The sequence below is a fragment of the Kribbella sp. NPDC048837 genome, assembly GCF_055586945.1.
Genome location: NZ_JBVJHF010000004.1, coordinates 307,794 through 324,701, shown reverse-complemented (window position 1 = coordinate 324,701; position 16,908 = coordinate 307,794). Strand labels below are relative to the sequence as shown.

The 16,908-nt window shown below is 69.8% G+C and carries 14 protein-coding genes and 1 pseudogene; 7 read left to right on the top strand and 8 right to left on the bottom strand.

The window, feature by feature from the left end; all coding sequences use genetic code 11:
• Positions 1 to 45: 45 nt before the first annotated feature.
• Positions 46 to 981 carry a DUF6454 family protein gene (locus tag ACZ6O0_RS21620; RefSeq protein ID WP_465766745.1) on the top strand — a complete coding sequence of 312 codons (936 nt, stop codon included), beginning with the start codon at positions 46 to 48 and terminating at the stop codon, positions 979 to 981.
• Between the two features lie 114 nt (positions 982 to 1,095).
• Here the strand turns inward: ACZ6O0_RS21620 and ACZ6O0_RS21615 are convergent, their stop codons facing one another.
• Positions 1,096 to 2,559, bottom strand: coding sequence for a restriction endonuclease (locus ACZ6O0_RS21615; protein ID WP_465766744.1), 1,464 nt, complete (start codon positions 2,557 to 2,559; stop codon positions 1,096 to 1,098).
• 144 nt (positions 2,560 to 2,703) lie between these two features.
• On the opposite strand from ACZ6O0_RS21615, the gene ACZ6O0_RS21610 reads away from it, so the two are divergent.
• Positions 2,704 to 4,335 (top strand): AMP-binding protein, encoded by a 1,632-nt coding sequence (locus tag ACZ6O0_RS21610; RefSeq protein WP_465766743.1) that lies wholly within the window; start codon positions 2,704 to 2,706, stop codon positions 4,333 to 4,335.
• Here the strand turns inward: ACZ6O0_RS21610 and ACZ6O0_RS21605 are convergent.
• The gene (locus ACZ6O0_RS21605; protein ID WP_465766742.1) at positions 4,328 to 5,203 is read right to left on the bottom strand and encodes a LysR family transcriptional regulator; all 876 of its coding nucleotides are present in this window, start codon (positions 5,201 to 5,203) and stop codon (positions 4,328 to 4,330) included. The genes ACZ6O0_RS21610 and ACZ6O0_RS21605 overlap by 8 nt on opposite strands.
• Positions 5,204 to 5,290: 87 nt before the next feature.
• On the opposite strand from ACZ6O0_RS21605, the gene ACZ6O0_RS21600 reads away from it, so the two are divergent.
• The gene (locus ACZ6O0_RS21600) at positions 5,291 to 6,460 is read left to right on the top strand and encodes an MFS transporter (protein WP_465766741.1); all 1,170 of its coding nucleotides are present in this window, start codon (positions 5,291 to 5,293) and stop codon (positions 6,458 to 6,460) included.
• Here ACZ6O0_RS21600 and ACZ6O0_RS21595 read toward each other — a convergent pair.
• Positions 6,434 to 7,384, bottom strand: a complete 951-nt coding sequence (locus ACZ6O0_RS21595) for a R2-like ligand-binding oxidase (protein WP_465766740.1) — start codon at positions 7,382 to 7,384, stop codon at positions 6,434 to 6,436. The genes ACZ6O0_RS21600 and ACZ6O0_RS21595 overlap by 27 nt on opposite strands.
• The gene (locus ACZ6O0_RS21590; protein ID WP_465766739.1) at positions 7,353 to 7,970 is read right to left on the bottom strand and encodes a TetR/AcrR family transcriptional regulator; all 618 of its coding nucleotides are present in this window, start codon (positions 7,968 to 7,970) and stop codon (positions 7,353 to 7,355) included. The genes ACZ6O0_RS21595 and ACZ6O0_RS21590 overlap by 32 nt, the downstream gene beginning before the upstream one ends.
• Positions 7,971 to 8,110: 140 nt before the next feature.
• On the opposite strand from ACZ6O0_RS21590, the gene larE reads away from it, so the two are divergent.
• Positions 8,111 to 9,580: an ATP-dependent sacrificial sulfur transferase LarE gene (gene larE, locus ACZ6O0_RS21585; protein ID WP_465766738.1), complete on the top strand. Its 1,470-nt coding sequence runs from the start codon at positions 8,111 to 8,113 to the stop codon at positions 9,578 to 9,580.
• A 143-nt stretch (positions 9,581 to 9,723) separates the two neighbouring features.
• Positions 9,724 to 10,107, top strand: a complete 384-nt coding sequence (locus tag ACZ6O0_RS21580) for a cold-shock protein (RefSeq protein WP_465766737.1) — start codon at positions 9,724 to 9,726, stop codon at positions 10,105 to 10,107.
• Here the strand turns inward: ACZ6O0_RS21580 and ACZ6O0_RS21575 are convergent.
• Complete coding sequence (locus ACZ6O0_RS21575) at positions 10,104 to 10,835, bottom strand: TetR/AcrR family transcriptional regulator (RefSeq protein WP_465766736.1); 732 nt, start codon at positions 10,833 to 10,835, stop codon at positions 10,104 to 10,106. The genes ACZ6O0_RS21580 and ACZ6O0_RS21575 overlap by 4 nt on opposite strands.
• Before the next feature lie 100 nt (positions 10,836 to 10,935).
• Here ACZ6O0_RS21575 and ACZ6O0_RS21570 point away from each other — a divergent pair, with 100 nt between their 5' ends.
• On the top strand, positions 10,936 to 12,738 hold the full coding sequence (locus ACZ6O0_RS21570; RefSeq protein ID WP_465766735.1) for an MFS transporter: 1,803 nt from the start codon (positions 10,936 to 10,938) through the stop codon (positions 12,736 to 12,738).
• A gap of 246 nt (positions 12,739 to 12,984) precedes the next feature.
• Here the strand turns inward: ACZ6O0_RS21570 and ACZ6O0_RS21565 are convergent, their stop codons facing one another.
• Positions 12,985 to 13,251: a hypothetical protein gene (locus tag ACZ6O0_RS21565; RefSeq protein ID WP_465766734.1), complete on the bottom strand. Its 267-nt coding sequence runs from the start codon at positions 13,249 to 13,251 to the stop codon at positions 12,985 to 12,987.
• A complete protein-coding gene (locus tag ACZ6O0_RS21560) occupies positions 13,220 to 15,364 on the bottom strand; it encodes an MFS transporter (protein ID WP_465766733.1) in 2,145 nt (714 codons plus the stop codon). Before ACZ6O0_RS21560 ends, ACZ6O0_RS21565 begins: the two co-directional genes overlap by 32 nt.
• 118 nt (positions 15,365 to 15,482) lie before the next feature.
• On the opposite strand from ACZ6O0_RS21560, the pseudogene ACZ6O0_RS21555 reads away from it, so the two are divergent.
• Positions 15,483 to 16,232: pseudogene (locus ACZ6O0_RS21555) on the top strand (DUF3027 domain-containing protein); the annotation flags it as partial.
• Positions 16,233 to 16,559: 327 nt separating this feature from the next.
• Here ACZ6O0_RS21555 and ACZ6O0_RS21550 read toward each other — a convergent pair.
• The gene (locus ACZ6O0_RS21550) at positions 16,560 to 16,871 is read right to left on the bottom strand and encodes a DUF2530 domain-containing protein (RefSeq protein ID WP_465766732.1); all 312 of its coding nucleotides are present in this window, start codon (positions 16,869 to 16,871) and stop codon (positions 16,560 to 16,562) included.
• Between the last annotated feature and the right edge of the window lie 37 nt (positions 16,872 to 16,908).

Genomic DNA, 16,908 nt, shown 5'->3' with positions numbered 1-16,908 from the left:
GGGTATCGCACACTGCACATCAACTTCACGCCCAAGGAGATTCTGATGCGCAGCCGACTCGTCCTCGCCACCGCTCTCGCCGGTGTCCTACTCACCGGCCTGACGACGGCCGATGCCACCGGGAAGGACTCCGGTGTGGCCCGGGCCTTCGAGGCGACCACGCGGAGTACGTCGTGGTCCTTGGTGGACCGGATCCCGTTGCGGTTCCCGACGTACCACCCGCAGGGGTTCGCGCTGGTGGGGGATCTGATCTTCCTGTCCAGCGTGGAGGTGCTGGAGGCACCGGTGAAGTCCCCGGTGCCGGTGGACGGGTACGACCGCAGTCCGGGCAAGGGGATCGGGCACCTGTTCGTGCTGGACCGGCAGGGGAATCTGAAGAACGACATCCGGCTCGGCGAGGGTACGGCGTACCACCCGGGCGGGATCGACTACGACGGGCAGAACGTGTGGGTCCCGGCCGCCGAGTACCGGCCGAACTCGCGGGCGATCGTGTACACCGTCGACCCGAAGACCTACCGCGTGACTGAGCGCTTCCGGGTGAAGGACCACGTCGGGGGAGTGGTCCGCGACCGCACCACCGGCCAGGTCCACGGAGTCAGCTGGGGCTCCCGCACCCTCTACAACTGGACCCCCACCGGCCGCCAGCTCGATGCCACCGCCAACGAGTCCCACATCCTCGACTACCAGGACTGCGACTACGTCTCCCGCGGCAAACAACTCTGTGGCGGCGTCACCACCCTCCCCGGCCCCAAGGGCAGCACCTACGACCTGGGCGGCCTGGCCCTCCTCGACCTCAAGACCAACCGCATCCTCCACGAGATCCCCTTCCCCGCCTTCTCACCCACCACCAACCACAACGCCACCCGCAACCCGGTAGCCCTCGAAACCACCCCCACCAAACTCCGCCTCTTCACCGCCCCCGACGACGGCGAAGACCCCCAGGGCACCGAACTCCAGATTTACGAAGCTCCCCTCAGCTGACTCCGTACCGATGAACGGGTAGTGGTCCGCGACACTCACCCCCGCCACGCGTGGCCACCAACCGCTGGCGCGCACCTGGCCGACCACTACCCGTCCGTCGGTACATGCACCAGCTCAGCTGGCGCGGGGGATGATGCGGGCGGGGATGTTGTGGAGGTGGCAGAGGGAAAGGAGGGCGGTGCCATCGATGAGTTGGAGGGGTTTGCCGGTGGCGAACTGGTAGCTGGTGGGGCCGAAGCCTGAGGTGGTGATGAGGATGCCTTTGGTGGCGCCGGCGTCGAGGACGGTGCCGAAGAGGTCGCGGACGGCGGACGGCGGGACGGTGCGGGTCCAGAGCTTGGCCTGGACGACGAACTTGCCGCCGGTGATCGGGCGTGGGTCGTAGGCCACGCAGTCGATCCCGCCGTCGGCGCCGCGGCGGAACAGGCGGGTCTCCAGGCCCATCCGGGTCAGCAGGTTGTGGACCAGGTGCTCGAAGGACTCGGGGCTCAGCTCCAGCAGGTTCGGCCGCCTGTCGATCTCGCTGATCACGTCGACGGCCTCGATCGTGCGCGGATCCGCCAGGTCGAACTCCAGCACCGGCTCCACCGGCTGCAGTTCCTCCGGGTGCCGCGACACCTCCGCAGCGAAGTAGTGCCGCACACACGCGACCGGATCGAGCTGATCCAGTACGAGCGCCTGGAACTGCTCCCGTGTCGCCCGCAACGTGATCAGACACGGCCGCACGGGCTGCCCGGTCGTCAGGTCCACTGACTCGACCATCCCGTTGAACACCACCGTGTCGACTACGCCGTACCGATCGCTGCCGAAGACCAGATGCAACGCCCGCAACGCCAACTGAGCCACCAACTGCTGATAGAGCCGCCGTAGCTCCACCGGCTCCCGCGGCACCGCCAGCACAGCGTCGACCGAACGGTCATACCGGTACGACGCTTCCACGGGTACGACGCTCACGTCCGGAAGGTCCCACTCGAGCGCGAGCAACGTCGACTCGGGCACGTACCCGACCCGTCGGCGGCGCGGGAAGTCGAGCGGCTCCGCCACCCGGGCCAACGCTTTCTGGAAGTACCGCGTCACCGCGTCGCGATCACGGCTCTGCACCGCGCGTTCGTACGCGTCGATCCGCGCGTGCTGGTCCGCGGTCGCCTCGTCGAGCCGGCGCTGTTGCTCGACCTGGTCCCGCAGCGCCCGGGCCACCCGGTCCCGGCGGTTCTCCTCGGCCGCCCGGTGCCGCTCGATTGCCTCGGCGAACCGGTCCTCCGCAGCGGCGAGTCGCCGCGCGAACCGCCGTTCGGCGCCCCACCAGCGGAGCCGTCCGGGCGGGTGGGGCACGAACGCATCCCAGATCGGTCCGGGATGCGCTTGGAGATCGGTCGGCGACACGGTCGGTGGGGCCCGGCGGGGTGCGCGTTTGAGCGTCCGCAGATCGGTGCCGTGGACATCGATCGCCAGCGCGTCGGCCAGCACGGTGCCCAGGACCCGGACGCGCTCCTGCACCGCAGCGGTCCGCTGTGCCGCCTCGGCGGTTCGCCCGGGCGGACGGTCGCTGCGGCCGTGACCATCAACGGATCGGCCCATCGCCTCACACCTCTCCATACCACTGTAACGGTCCAACCACGCTCCGCGACGGCCGTGACGGAGAGTTGGTAAGGACATTGCTTGCCGTCCACCCCTTGTTTCCTGCCGCGCGTGCACTTGCAGGTGCATCTGACGAAGGTGACGATGACAACCATGAGCCTGCCGTCGTACGCATCCGGGGTGTCCGAGGTTCCCTTGCTGGGCGAGACGATCGGGGCCAACCTGAGACGGACGATCCGCGAGTACGGCGATCGCGACGCGCTGGTGGAGGTCCAGACCGGAAGGCGCTGGACGTACGACGAGTTCGGCGCCGAGGTGGACCTGGTCGCGCGAGGACTGCTGGCGCGGGGGATCGCGAAGGGTGACCGGGTCGGCATCTGGGCGCCGAACCGGGCCGAGTGGACGATCACGCAGTACGCGACCGCGATGATCGGCGCGATCCTGGTGAACATCAACCCGGCGTACCGCACCCATGAACTGGCCTTCGCGCTGAACCAGTCCGGCGTCCGGCTGCTGGTCTCGGCGACCGAGTTCAAGACCAGTGACTACCGGGCGATGGTCGACGAGGTCCGGCCGGGCTGCCCGGCGCTGATCGAGACGGTCTACCTCGGCACGGGCGACTGGGACGAGCTCCGGGACTCCGCCGGCCGCGTCAGCGAGGACGAACTGCACGCCAGGGAAGGCGAGCTGGCCTTCGACGACCCGATCAACATCCAGTACACCAGCGGCACCACGGGCTTCCCGAAGGGCGCGACGCTCAGCCACCACAACATCCTCAACAACGGCTTCTTCGTCACCGAGACGATCGCGTTCACCGCCGAGGACCGGCTGTGCATACCAGTGCCCTTCTACCACTGCTTCGGGATGGTGATGGGGAACCTCGGCTGCACCACCCACGGCGCGTGCATGGTGATCCCCGGCCCGGCCTTCGACCCGGCCGCGACGTTGCGGGCCGTGCAGGACGAGCGGTGCACGGCGCTGTACGGCGTACCGACGATGTTCATCGCCGAGCTCGGGCTGCCGGACTTCGCCGAGTACGACCTCACCAGTCTGCGGACCGGGGTGATGGCCGGATCGCCGTGCCCGGTCGAGGTGATGAAGCGCTGTGTCGCCGACATGCACATGGCCGAGGTGGCGATCTGCTACGGCATGACCGAGACGTCGCCGGTGTCGACGCAGACCCGTCGCGACGACGACCTGGACCGGCGTACGTCGACCGTCGGCCGGGTGATGCCGCACGTCGAGGTGAAGCTGGTCGACCCCGCGACCGGGCTCGTCGTCGGCCGGGGTGAGCCGGGTGAGCTGTGCACCCGCGGGTACTCCGTGATGCTCGGCTACTGGGACGAGCCGGAGAAGACCGCGGAGGCGATCGACCAGGCCCGCTGGATGCACACCGGCGATCTCGCGACCATGCGCGACGACGGGTACGTGAACATCGTCGGCCGGATCAAGGACATGGTCATCCGCGGCGGCGAGAACGTGTACCCGCGCGAGATCGAGGAGTTCCTCTACACCCACCCGTCGATCGCCGACGTCCAGGTGATCGGCGTCCCGGATCCGAAGTACGGCGAGGAACTCTGCGCCTGGATCAAGCTCAAGCCCGGCGCCGACCCCGTCGACGCGGACGCCGTCAAAGCCTTCGCCACCGGCCGGCTGGCCCATTTCAAGATCCCGAAGTACGTCGTCCTCGTCGACGACTTCCCGATGACGGTGACCGGCAAGATCCGCAAGATCGAGATGCGCGAGAAGTCCGTGGAACTGCTCGGCCTCAGTTGAGGTACTGGGCGAAGGCCGTCAAGGCCGGGGTTTCCTCGCCGCGGCGCCAGACCAGGCCGAGGGCGGACTCGGGGACGCCGGTGAGCGGGATGTTGACGATGTCGGTGCGGCGATTCTGGTCGGCGCTGGCGCGGCACAGCAGCATGCCGCCGCGGTCGGCGGCGATCAGCGACAGACCTTCCTGAAGGGTGTGGACCGACGGGCCGCGATGGATCAGCGCGCCCGTCGGGGTTTGCGATGGTGCTTGGGCCTGACGCCAGTAACCGGGTGCTGGTCCGGCGACCGCGATCAGGGTCTCGCCGGCCAGGTCCTCGATGTCGAGGGAGTCGCGATCAGCCAGGTGGTGTCGCGTGGAAACGGTGAGGGTCTGTGGCTGGCGGGAGAACACCGGGCCGAGGATCAGGTCGTCCTCGGCGACCGGCAGCAGGACGACGGCGGCGTCGACGTCACCCCGCCGGAGCGCGCTGAAGGGGTCGTTCAGCGGGAGTTCGGAGACGCCGATCAGGCAGTTCGGGTTGTGGGACTGGAAGGTCGAGACCGCGGCCAGGATCATGTCGTTCGCCGAGCCCTGGAAGCCGAGCTGCAGCTTGCCCTTGACACAGTTCGCGTACTCGCGGGCGTTCTCGACCACCCGCTCCAGCGCCGTGTACGCCGGACGCAGCGAGGTGAGGAACTCCTTGCCCAGCGGGGTCAGCGCGACCCGGCGGCTCGTCCGCTCGAACAGTGGCCCGCCGATCCGTCGCTCCAGCGACTGCAGCAGCTGGCTGACCCGGCTCTGCGAGAGGTAGAGCCGCTCCGCCGTACGCCCGAAGTGCAGTTCCTCGGACAGGACCAGGAAGCACTCCAGCTCGCGGATCTCGAGCGCCACGGCGGACCTCCGATCGATTAGCTCAGCTAATCCAAGCATGACCACATCGCCGTTGTTCCGCATCCCCGGCTGCCGAAGTCTTGACGTATGACGACGATCTGGGCCGACCAGGTGGCGACCGACACCCGTGGCTGGGCCGCCTCGGTGACGATGGCGGCGACCGTGTTCACCGTGGTGACGGCCGAGCTGATGCCGGTCGGCCTGCTCACCCCGATGAGCACCGGCCTGCAGGTGACCGAAGGCACCGCGGGTCTCACTCTGACCGTCACCGGCGTGGTGTCCGCGCTCGCCGCGCCCGTCCTCCCACTGCTGTTGGGCAAACTCGACCGCCGCATCGTCCTGGTCGCCCTGATGACCTTGCTGGGTGTGGCCGGGCTGCTCGCCGGCGTGGCGCCGACCTTCACGGTGCTGATGATCGCGCGGGTGCTGATGGGGATCTCGCTGGGTGGTGTCTGGCTGCTCACCGTCGGTCTCGCGCCACGGATCGTCCCGCCGCACGCGGCCGGGCCGGCGACCTCACTGATCTTCAGTGGCATCGGAATCGCTTCTGTGCTTGGCATTCCGGCCGGTGCGTACGTCGGCGAACTGGTCGGCTGGCGCACGGCCTTCGCCGCCGTCGGCCTGCTCTCGATCGCGTTGGCTGCCGCTCTCGGGCGGATCCTTCCACCGCTGCTGGCCGAGAAGGTTGTCCACCTGCGCGATGTCGTGGCGGTCCTGCGGATCAAGCAGGTCCGCGTAGGGCTGCTCCTTGTCGGACTTGTTGTCACCGGCCACTTCTCGGCGTACACCTACGTCCGTCCGCTGCTGGAGAAGTCGGCCGGCATCACTCCCGCCCTGATCGGCACACTCCTGCTCGCGTACGGCGTAGCCGGTGTCCTCGGCAACTTCCTCACCGGCGCACTCCGCCCCACCCGCGCCCTGACCTTCATCGCGGCCGGCATCGCCGTCGCCACCGTCGCGATGCCCTTCGCCGGCACCACCCTCGCCGGATCCCTTGTCCTGCTGATGATCTGGGGCCTCGCGTACGGCGGAACGAGTGTGAGCACCCAGGCGTGGGGACATGCCGCGGCACCCAGTGCGCCCGAAGCGTCGTCCGCTGTGTTGGTGGGGGTCTACAACGGATCCATCGCACTGGGTGCCTTCGCCGGCGGTCAGGTCGCCGACCACGCCGGTACGACGACCGTCACCTGGCTACCGGCAGTCCTGGCCACCGCCGCCCTCGTGGTCGTGCTAACGCACCGCCGCCAGCGCGGCTGAGTCCTCGTCGCCGAACTCGTCCTCGAGCTTCTCCGGGGAGTAGTCGAGGTCGATGCCGGCGACATCCGCGCCGACCGCGGACTCGATCGCGCCGAGGCGCCGGGTCGCGCGGTCACCGGCGTACGTCATCAAGGCGGTCGGGTTGATCTCCGGCGGAAGCTCGGGGGAGTTGTCGAGGGCCCACTGGATCTGGACGAGTGCGTGCGGCAGCAGCTCCTCCATCGTGTCGGTGACGACCTTCCAGTTGGTCTCGTCGGCGGCGACGTGCCGGCGGCAGGTGAATGTGCCCCAAGCCATGTGCCGGCGCTCGTCGTCGCCGATCCGGCGGATGAGTTCCTGCATGCCGGGCAGGACGCCGCGCGCGGTACAGAGCAGGTTCCACGCGTGGTAGCCGGTGAGAGCCAGAGTCCCTTCCACCACGTGGTTGTAGGTCACCGACGCCCGGACCTGGTTCGCCGGCGACGGGTCGTCGGCCAGCGACTTGAGGGCGACCGGCAGGGCCTCGTAGAAGATCGCGCGGTAGCCCGGGTTGTTCTCGACGTACCGGTGCAGGTCCTCGGTGACGCCGACCGCGTCCAGCCAGAGCCGGAAGACTGCGGTGTGCTTGGCCTCCTCGAAACAGAACTGGGTCAGGTACATCTCGTCGCCGAACCGGCCCTCGGTCGCCATCGCCTGCAGGAACGGCTGCAGGTCCTCGGTCACCGCCTCCTCACCGGCGATGAACTGCGAGCACAGCATCAACGCGTTGTCCTTGTCGTTGTCGCTGAGCTCCTGCCAGTCCTTGGCGTCCTGACCGAAGTCGATGTCCCGCGGGTTCCAGAACTTCCGGTTGCCCTTGTCGAACAGGCGCAGTGGCAGCGCGTCCCAGTTGAACCCGCCGGACCGCAGCGAGTTAAAACCCTGCCGGTGAAGGGGATTCGGCATGCTGCCTCCTGCTTTCGGTGAGGAAAGGTGAGAGGACGCGAGCCAGCTGCTCGGCCACCGCCGCCGGGGGAGGGCCGGGCGTGACGATGTGGCTGATGACGACGCGCAAGGCGACGTCGACGCAGCTGGTCGCGTCCTCTGCGGGGACCTCCGGCCAGTGCTCCCTGACATGAGCATCCAGTCGGAGGTGGGCCAGTTCCAGCACCTGCTGCCCCCGTGTGGTCAGCACCTGACTGGCCTGGTCCGATCCCGGCCGGCTCAGCGCCGCCTTCACCAGCGGGTTCTCCCCGGCCAGCGTGAGCGCCCGCTCGACCGCGGCCCGCAAGCCGTCGATCGGATCGGACTGCTCGGCGAGAGCGGCGTTGACGTCCAGCAGGAACCGTTCGGTCTCGCGGGCCGCGACCGCCTCGAGCACGCCCCACTTGTCGCCGAACTCGTTGTAGACGGTCTGCCGGGAGACGCCGGTCCGGTGGGCCACGCCGGCCATCCGGAGGCCGTCGTACCCGCCGGCCACGATCGCGTCGTACGCGGCGTCCATCAGCTCGTCGCGCAGGCGGCGCTTGGTCCGGTCGGCGAACGAGTCCATGACGACGAGGGTTGACAAAATCCCTTCCGATGTCAAGTGGTCGGACACAGTGTCCTCAAATGTCAAGCGCGGAGAGGTGCGCCGCATCGGTTTCGGGATGCGGGGCCGGGTGGGCGGGCGGACGACGTAGGGTTGGGGACGTGTCAACCGCCGCGATCCAGCCCGCCCCCGCCACCGCCGATGTGCCGGAACTCGTGGTCGGGTTCGACCTGGACATGACGCTGATCGACTCCCGGCCGGGGATCCAGGCCGTCTGGGACCTGCTCGCCGCGGAGACCGGCGTAGCGATCGACACCGACCTGGTGGTGAGCCGGCTCGGGCCGCCGCTGACCTGGGAGATGGCGAACTGGTTCCCGCCGGAGCAGGTCGACGCGATGGTCGCGCGGTACCGCGAGCACTACCCGTCGCACGCGATCACCGGCAGCCTGCCGATGCGGGGCGTGGCCGAGTCGCTGGCCGCGATCCGGGCGCTGCGCGGGCGGACGATGGTCGTGTCGGCGAAGTACACCCCGTCGGTGCGGCTGCACCTCGAACACCTCGGCCTCGATGTCGACGAGCCGGTCGGCGACCTGCACGGAGCCGAGAAGGGTACGGCGCTCCGCGAGCACCAGGCCACGATCTACGTCGGCGATCACACCGCCGACATCGACGGCGCCCACGCGGCCGGTGCGGTAGCGGTATCGGTCGCGACCGGCCCGTTCACGGCCGACGAGTTGCGTGCGTACGGCGCCGACGTCGTGCTGAACGACTTGACCGAGTTCCCGGCCTGGCTGGACGAGTACGTGCTCGAGCAGCGCCTGGAAGCGTTGATGCGACGGCTGTCGAGCTACGACAAGATGGTCGTCGCCTTCAGTGGCGGCGCCGACTCGGCCTTCCTGCTCGCGGCCGCGGCCCGGGCGATCGGTCCGGCCAACGTCGTCGCGGCGACCGCTGTGTCGCCGAGTCTTCCGGTGGCGGAGCTGGAGCCGGCCGCGCGGTTCGCCGACGGTCTCGGCGTACGGCACGTCACCCCGCACACGCACGAGATGGACCGCGAGGGGTACCAGGCCAACGCGGGGGACCGGTGCTACTTCTGCAAGGCCGAGCTGGTGGAGACGCTGCAGCCGATCGCGGACGAGTTCGGCATCACCGCGATCGCGACCGGGACCAACGCCGACGACGCGATCGCCGGGTTCCGGCCGGGGATCCGGGCCGCGTTCGAGCGCGGTGCGCTCACGCCGCTGAAGGACGCGCGACTGACCAAGGCCCAGATCCGTACGGCGTCGCGCAGCTGGGGACTCGAGACCTCGGACAAGCCGGCCGCCGCGTGCCTGTCCAGCCGGATCGCGTACGGCATCCGGATCACGCCGAACCTGCTGGCCCGGGTCGACCGCGCCGAACAGGCGGTCCGCTCGCGGCTCACGGCGTACGGCGTCGAGAACGTCCGCGTCCGTGACGTCGGCGAGACGGCGAGTATCGAGATCGACCAGCACCTGCTCGACCAGGTGGACCACCAGGCCCTCGTCGATGCGGTCATGGCCGAAGGTTTCCCGGCCGCCAGGCTCGACCCGCGCGGCTTCCGGTCCGGCTCGATGAACGAACGGTTGAAGGACCCGGACAAGTACCGATGAGGTGTCAGGCCGATCGGATGCGGGAAGCCTGCGGGTTCAGGTAGTTTCCCGGAGGCGCAGCGGCGCCGGTTCACGTACGCTGGGTTCCCGGTCGGGCCGCCTGCCCGAGCTTGTTCCGACGATTGACGACTGAAGAGGTTCCCGTGCCCGTTGGCAAGGTGAAGTGGTACGACTCCGACAAGGGGTTCGGCTTCCTCAGCAAGGAGGAGGGCGGGGACGTCTACGTCCGCGCCGAGGCGCTGCCCGCGGGAGTGACCAACCTCAAGCCGGGCCAGAAGGTCGAGTTCGGTGTCGTCGAGGGACGCAAGGGTGAGCAGGCCCTGCAGGTCCGGCTGATCGACCCGCCGCCGTCGGTGGCCAAGGCGATGCGGCCGAAGCCGGAGGAGATGCAGCTCGTCATCGAGGACCTGATCAAGCTCCTCGACAACCTCGGCGAGGGCTACCGCCGCGGCCGCCACCCCGACAACAAGGCCGCCCGCCAGGTCGCCACCGTGCTGCGCGGCGTCGCCGACAAGCTGGACATCTAAGCCCGTCGGTCGATCAGCGCCTGGATGCCGTCGAGGACGGTGTCCAGGCCGAAGCTGAACTCGGCGGCGTCGAAGTCGCCGGCGTAGCCCTCCGGCGGTGGTTGCTCGAGCGTGGCCGCGATCCCCGGGAAACGGTCCGGGGTGGCGAGCATCGCGAGTCGCCGGGTGTAGCGCAGGTCGGCCTCGCGGGCCGCGTCCGGCTCGGTGTCCATGTGCGCGGTGAGCTGCGCCGTACCCCGGACGTAGATGTTCACCAGCAGCATCGACGACAACCGGTCCTGCGGCGACAGCGGCGTACCGTCGAACGCCTGCAGTGCCGACTCCATCCAGGCCAGCTGGTTCGGTGACAGCGGTGGCTCGAACACCGGGATCTGCAGGATCCACGGGTGCTGCCGCAACCCGTCGCGGAACGCCTCGGCCCACGCGGTGATCCGGTCCCGCCAGCCGGTGTGCGCGTCCAGGTCCGGTGGCGCGCCGAACGCGTGGTCGAGCATCACGACGTACAGGTCGTCCTTGGCGTCGACGTACCGGTAGAGCGACATCGTGGTGAAGCCGAGCTCGGCCGCCACCTTGCTCATCGAGACCGCGGCCAGCCCGCCGGCGTCGGCCAGCCTGATCGCCGCCCGCCCGATGTCGCTGATGTGGAACGCCGGCTTCGGCCCCGGCCGCTGGCGTCCCTCGATCCCCCACAACTGCTGAAGCACCCGCGGCAGTTCCGTCTCGTCCATGCCCCTCACTCTATCTGTTTACACCATAGACAGTCTTGTGTATGGTCTGTGTATGGCGCACACAGTGTGCGGCGTAGACAGATAATTCCGGAGGGGTGTCATGGGTACGACGGAACGGGCGGGACGCAAGGAGTGGATCGCGCTCGGCGTGCTCGCACTGCCGCTGCTGCTGGTCTCGATGGACGTCTCGGTGCTGTACTTCGCGGTCCCGTTCATCAGCGCGGACCTCGGCGTGTCGGCGACCGAGCAGCTGTGGATCTTCGACATCTACGGGTTCGTGCTGGCCGGGCTGCTGATCACGATGGGTTCGCTCGGCGACCGGATCGGGCGGCGCCGGCTGCTCGTGCTCGGCGCGGTCGGGTTCGGGCTGGCGTCGGTCGCGGCGGCGTACGCGCAGAGCCCGGAGCAGCTGATCGCGGCCCGCGCGGTGCTCGGCATCGGCGGCGCGACCCTGATGCCGTCGACGCTGGCGCTGATCCGGAACATGTTCCACGACCCGGCCCAGCGGTCGAAGGCGATCGCGTTCTGGAGCGCGGTGATGATGGGCGGGATCACGCTTGGTCCGGTGCTCGGCGGGTTCCTGCTGGAGCACTTCTGGTGGGGTTCGGTGTTCCTGATCAACACCCCGGCGATGGTGCTGCTGCTGATCCTGGCGCCGCTGCTGCTGCCGGAGTTCAAGACACCTCGGGCCGGGCGCTTCGACCTGATCGGGTCCGTGTTGTCGTTGGCCGCCGTACTGCCGGTGATCTGGGGGATCAAGGAACTCGCGGCGCATGGTGTGTCCGCGCTGCCGGTGGTGTCGATCGTGGCCGGGCTGGTCTTCGGGGTGCTGTTCGTCCAGCGGCAGCGGACCGCGGCGTACCCGATGCTCGACCTGTCGATGTTCCGCAACCGCGCGTTCAGCGGTTCGCTCGCGGCCAACACGGTCGGCACGCTGGCGCTGGTCGGCAACGCGGTCTTCCTGACCCAGTACCTGCAGCTCGTCCACGGCCTGAGCCCGTTCAAGGCGGCGCTGTGGTCGCTCGCGCCGTCCGTCCTCGTCGGTGGTGCCGCACCGCTCGCGACGGTGCTCGCGGGGAAGATGGACCGCGCTTATGTCATCGGCGGCGCGTTCGTCCTGGCTGCCAGCGGGTACGGCGTACTGACCCAGGTGCACGCGGATTCGTCGCTGGCGGTCCCGCTGACCGGCGCCGGTCTGCTCGCGGCCGGCCTCGTCATGGTGATGTCCCTGGTCACCGAGGCAGTCGTCGGCTCCGTCGTCCCCGAACGCGCCGGCTCAGCCTCCGCGGTCATGGAAACCTGCGCCGAATTCGGCGGCGCCCTCGGCATCGCCATCCTGGGCTCCATCGGCACCGCCGCCTACCGAGCCGACCTCCCCGCCGACCTCCCGTCCGACGTCGCAACCCCCGTCCGCGAAGGCCTCCCCGCCGCCACCGCCGCAGCCACCCACCTCCCCACCCAACTGGCCGACCCCATCCTCACCACCGCCCGCCACGCCTTCACCCACAGCATGAACGTGGTAGCCGTAGTCGGCTCCCTACTCCTCCTCACCACCGCAATCGCCGCCACCCTCACCCTCCGAGGCACCACCCCGCGACCCCCACACCCCACCCCCACAGACGCCCCCACGGACCCCACCGCTTCCACGGACGCCTCGACCTCCACGCACGCGCCCACCTCCGCGAACACCCCGACCTCCACGGACGCGACTACCTCCGCGGTCGCCTCGACCTCGACGGACGCGACTACCTCCGCGGTCGCCTCGACCACGGACGACGCCGCCTCCGCCGACGCCTCGACCTCTACAGACGCGACCGCCTCCGCGGACGCCACCACCTCCGCCGACGCCCGTGCCGACGGCCTCACCCTCACCTCCACCGACCCGCTCCAGCTGACCACCTGACCTCTCACCTCGTTCGGATACACCTGGGGCCTTCAGACACGGCACAACCTGTCTGAAGGCCCCAGAGGTCTTCCGGAGTGCCGAACGGCTTCTCGGATCGGAGGAGTACCCGGGCCGGTCGAGGTGGCCGTCCAGCCCGGTGGCGTCTCAGACCGAGGCCGCAGGTCCGGACGATGACTCGCCCCGGCGGCGTCCCAGGTGCAGCCGCGGGCACGGCGGACCTGGGTCACTCAGCGCGGACCCGGGTCACTCAACAAGCCCGTGCTCGGCCATCGCCCGAGACGGTCTGAGCGTCCTCCGGCTGCCCACTCCACCACCCCCACCGGCTGCTCTGCTCCAGTCGAGCGTGCTCCAGTCGAGCGTGGTCCGGCCGAGCGTGGTCCGGTCGAGCGTGGTCCGGTCGAGCGTCGTCCGGCCGAGGGTGGTCTGGCCGGGTGACGCGTGGTTGGTGAGCGCCTCAGGTCCGGGGGCGACTGTGTTCTCAGCGCGGCGGGCGGCGGGAGCTGTCCCCACCCGGCCGTCGCCGGAACAGTCCCCGTTCGCGCTCACGCTCGACGGTGGGCTCTTCGGACCACGGGGTGCGGTCCTCGAGGGTGTCGTCGGCGTCGTCCTCCGGCTGCCCACTCCACCACCGTCCAACCGGCTGATCCGGCCGCGAACCGCCCGACCCACCACCCCGCGGCGCACCTGAACCACCCCGCGGCTCCTCCTTGGCCGAACCGCCCCGCGGGTCGTGTGCAGCCGAGCCCCGCCGCGCCTGCGGCGTCGCCGAACTGCCCGGCTGCGGCTCTGGCGCCGGGCCCCGCCGCGGGTTCTCCGGGGCCGGCTCACCCGGTCGTGGTTCCTGCGGCGCCCGACCCCGAGGCGGCTCTTGCGAAGCCGAACCGTCCCGACGCGGCGAGCCGTCCCGCCGCGCGGCGGACGTGCCTCGCGGCTCCTGCCGGGACGCATCGTCTGGGTCCTCGTCGTCCACCTTCCACTCGATGGTGGGTTCGTCGTGGGAGGTTGCGCGTTGGGAGCGGTTGGCGCGTTGTTCGGCGACGCTGGTGGTGAGGATGGTGCGGGTTGTGCTCTCGGGGCGGGGAGCCGGGGTGTCGTGGGAGTGGTGGTGGGGTGCACCGGAGCGCGGGCCGCCGACGCCGCCGGGCTTGAGGGGGCCGGCGGCAGGCTGACGGGACGGGCGCATCCGGATCACGAAGAACACGACCACGAGCAGCACCGCAGCAAGGAAGCCGAAGCCCAGCCGGGGGATGAGCGGCAAGATGATCCCGAAACCGCCGCCGATCACCCACGCGAGTTGGAGCACGGTCTCCGAGCGCGCGAAGACCGACGTACGTACGGTTTCCGGTACGTCGCGCTGGATCATCGCGTCCAGGGACAGCTTGCCGAGCGAACTGCACAGGCCCGCGACGAAGCCGAGCGCGATCAGCACCGCGAAGCCGTAGAACACCGCCACCCCGACCGCGACCGCCACGTCCGCGAACAGCACGACCAGCACGACCGTCTCGGGTTTTCGGGCCTTGAGCAAGGATCCGAGCACAGTGCCGAGACTGTTGCCGATACCGGCCGCTGCGACCACCGCACCGGCCGCCAGGGCGCCGTCGACCCCACTGATCGGGCTGTCCCGGAGCAGGAACGCCAGATACATGGTCAGGAACCCGGACACGAACCGCAGCCCGAGATTGCACCGGATCCCGCGCGCCACCGCCGCCGTGATCGCGCGCCGTCTCGCGTCGCGTCCCGCCGTACCGGTGATCTCCTCGTCGTTCGGGGAGTCGACCGCGCTCGGCAGCCGGATCGCGAGGATGAGGCCGATCGTGTAGACCACCGCCGCCCAGCGCAGCGACCACTGTGGCCCGATCGCGGCGAACGCGGCCGCGATTCCCGCGCCGATCGTCGCGCCGGCAACACCGGCCAACGAGATCCGCGAGTTGGCCGTGACGAGCGTGATCTCCTTGGGCAACAGCCGCGGTACGGCGGACGCCCGGGTGACGCCGTACGCCTTGGAGGCGACGAGGCAGCCGAGGGCAGCCGGATACAACCAGGCGGACGTGTTGCCGGAGATGGACGCGGCCAGGCTCCACACCAGGAACCCGCGCAGCCCGAGCGTGGCCCCGATCGCCCACCGTCGGCCGTGCCGGAACCGGTCCAGGATCGGGCCGATCAGCGGCGCCATCAACGCGAACGGCGCCATCGTCAGCACGAGGAACAACGCCACCCGGTCGCGGGCCTGGTCGCTCGGCACGGTGAAGAAAACCGTCCCGGCCAGCGAGACGGCGAAGGCGGTGTCACCAGCGGCGTTCACCGCGCCCAGCTCGATCAGCCGGGACAGCCCCGACTCCCTGGCGCCTTGCGCACCCGTCAGCCCGCGGATCCGCCGCCCGGTGGCCCGTCCGACCTTGCTGCTGACCGCGGCTGTCTTCTTCGAGGCGGTCGCGACACCGCCCGCGCCGACCTTCGACGCGTGGCCCACCTTCTTGCTGGCGCTGCCCAACTTCTCGCGGGCATCACTCAACCGCTCGCCGGCAGACTTCGGCGCACCCGCAGCGCGATCCCCGGCAGGCTGCGCGCCGGCGGGCTTGCCGCCGGGCGTCGCCTTCGGGTCGGCGGGGTCCGGAGTGTGCATGGAACCATCCTGCCTCGTACCGGGGACAGACCGCAGTCACCGCGCGCTCGACCTGTGGACAGTGGGCTGTGGACGGCCCGTTCGGACCACTACCACGCCCGTGCGAGAATGGGCGACTGTGACTCCCGTCAGAACTCCGGAACTGGTGCGTGCCAAGGCCGACGCCGTCTGTGTCGCGGCCGTCGAGCCGGCGCGTGAGGCCGCCATCGCCGAGGCCGGCGCCGCGCAGGTCGGGGAGCACCTCGGGCACCTGGTCGAGGGCGAGCGCCTCGTCACCCATTACTTCGCCTCCACGCATCCCGGGTATCGCGGCTGGCGGTGGGCGGTCACGCTGACCCGCGCCTCCCGCGCGAAGACGGTCACCGTCAACGAGGTCGTCATGCTGCCCGGCGGCGAGGCGATCGTCGCCCCGGAGTGGGTGCCGTGGTCGGACCGGGTTCAGCCCGGCGACCTGCGCCCCGGCGACCTGTTCCCGACCCACCCGGACGACCCGCGCCTCGAGCCGGGCTTCACGGACACCGGCGCCCCCGAGGACGTACTGGCCGTCGTCGAGGAGCTCGGACTGGGTCGCGAGCGCGTGCTTTCGCCGTACGGGCGGGAGGACGCGGCGGAACGCTGGTACGGCGGGGATTTCGGGCCGGCGTCCGCGATCGCCCAGGCCGTGCCCTACAAGTGCCACTCGTGTGGCTACTGGATCCGCCTGGCCGACAGCCTCGGCCAAGCCTTCGGGGCGTGCACCAACGAGATGGCGCCCGGTGAGGGTCGCGTCGTTGCCTACGACTACGGCTGCGGAGCCCACTCCGACGCCGTCATCGACCTCCCCGACCAGCCCACCCCCGAACACGCCTTCGACACCACCAGCTACGACACCCTCGACCTCCCCCACGCGCCGTCCACGGACACCCTCGAAGCCGACGCCGTCGAACCCGAGGTCGCCGTCACCGCCGCTGCTGCCGAGGAACTCACCGAAGCCGGCGCCGACCAACCCGACGTCGAAGAACTAGCCGAGCTCGACGCAGTCCAAACTGAAGTCGAAGCCACAGACGACGAGATCACCCAGTCCTGACCACCTCCACCAGGCGACCGCACCCATTCGCGGATTTCGCCTAGCTCGCGAGCAATCCACGCTGCCTACCCACGACTCGGTGATCGGGCCGGGAGCCTGCCTGCACGACTCGGCTGACCCGGGCCTTTGTCAGTCTTCGGTTTCTGGGCGGTGGCCGGCTTGGATGGCGGCCCAGCGGCGGCGGCAGTACCAGAGGCCGATCAGGCCGAGGCCGAAGCCGGCGACGGTGACCCAGAGCCACCACTCGAGGCCTTCTTCCTTGAGCTGGTCGCGGAAGATGAGGAGGACGACGAACGCGATGGCCCAGGCGATGATGCCGACGATCACGCTGGGGATGCCGGACAGGTCGAGCGGCTTCACCTCGGCGTGGACCAGTTCGCCGCGGGCGAGCTGACTCGTCGGGTCGTTGCGCTTCTTCGGCGCCCCCTGCTCCTCCGTCACAACCCCAACCTTAGCCTGCGTGCAGATAACAGCTTGA

What these genes read in the sequence shown, in the direction of transcription:
- ACZ6O0_RS21575 (WP_465766736.1), bottom strand. Translation starts at nt 10,835, where the DNA reads ATGGACGAGACGGAACTGCCGCGGGTGCTTCAGCAGTTGTGGGGGATC.
- ACZ6O0_RS21610 (WP_465766743.1), top strand. Translation starts at nt 2,704, where the DNA reads ATGACAACCATGAGCCTGCCGTCGTACGCATCCGGGGTGTCCGAGGTT.
- ACZ6O0_RS21600 (WP_465766741.1), top strand. Translation starts at nt 5,291, where the DNA reads ATGACGACGATCTGGGCCGACCAGGTGGCGACCGACACCCGTGGCTGG.
- ACZ6O0_RS21615 (WP_465766744.1), bottom strand. Translation starts at nt 2,559, where the DNA reads ATGGGCCGATCCGTTGATGGTCACGGCCGCAGCGACCGTCCGCCCGGG.
- ACZ6O0_RS21620 (WP_465766745.1), top strand. Translation starts at nt 46, where the DNA reads ATGCGCAGCCGACTCGTCCTCGCCACCGCTCTCGCCGGTGTCCTACTC.
- ACZ6O0_RS21590 (WP_465766739.1), bottom strand. Translation starts at nt 7,970, where the DNA reads ATGGACTCGTTCGCCGACCGGACCAAGCGCCGCCTGCGCGACGAGCTG.
- ACZ6O0_RS21570 (WP_465766735.1), top strand. Translation starts at nt 10,936, where the DNA reads ATGGGTACGACGGAACGGGCGGGACGCAAGGAGTGGATCGCGCTCGGC.
- ACZ6O0_RS21595 (WP_465766740.1), bottom strand. Translation starts at nt 7,384, where the DNA reads ATGCCGAATCCCCTTCACCGGCAGGGTTTTAACTCGCTGCGGTCCGGC.
- ACZ6O0_RS21560 (WP_465766733.1), bottom strand. Translation starts at nt 15,364, where the DNA reads ATGCACACTCCGGACCCCGCCGACCCGAAGGCGACGCCCGGCGGCAAG.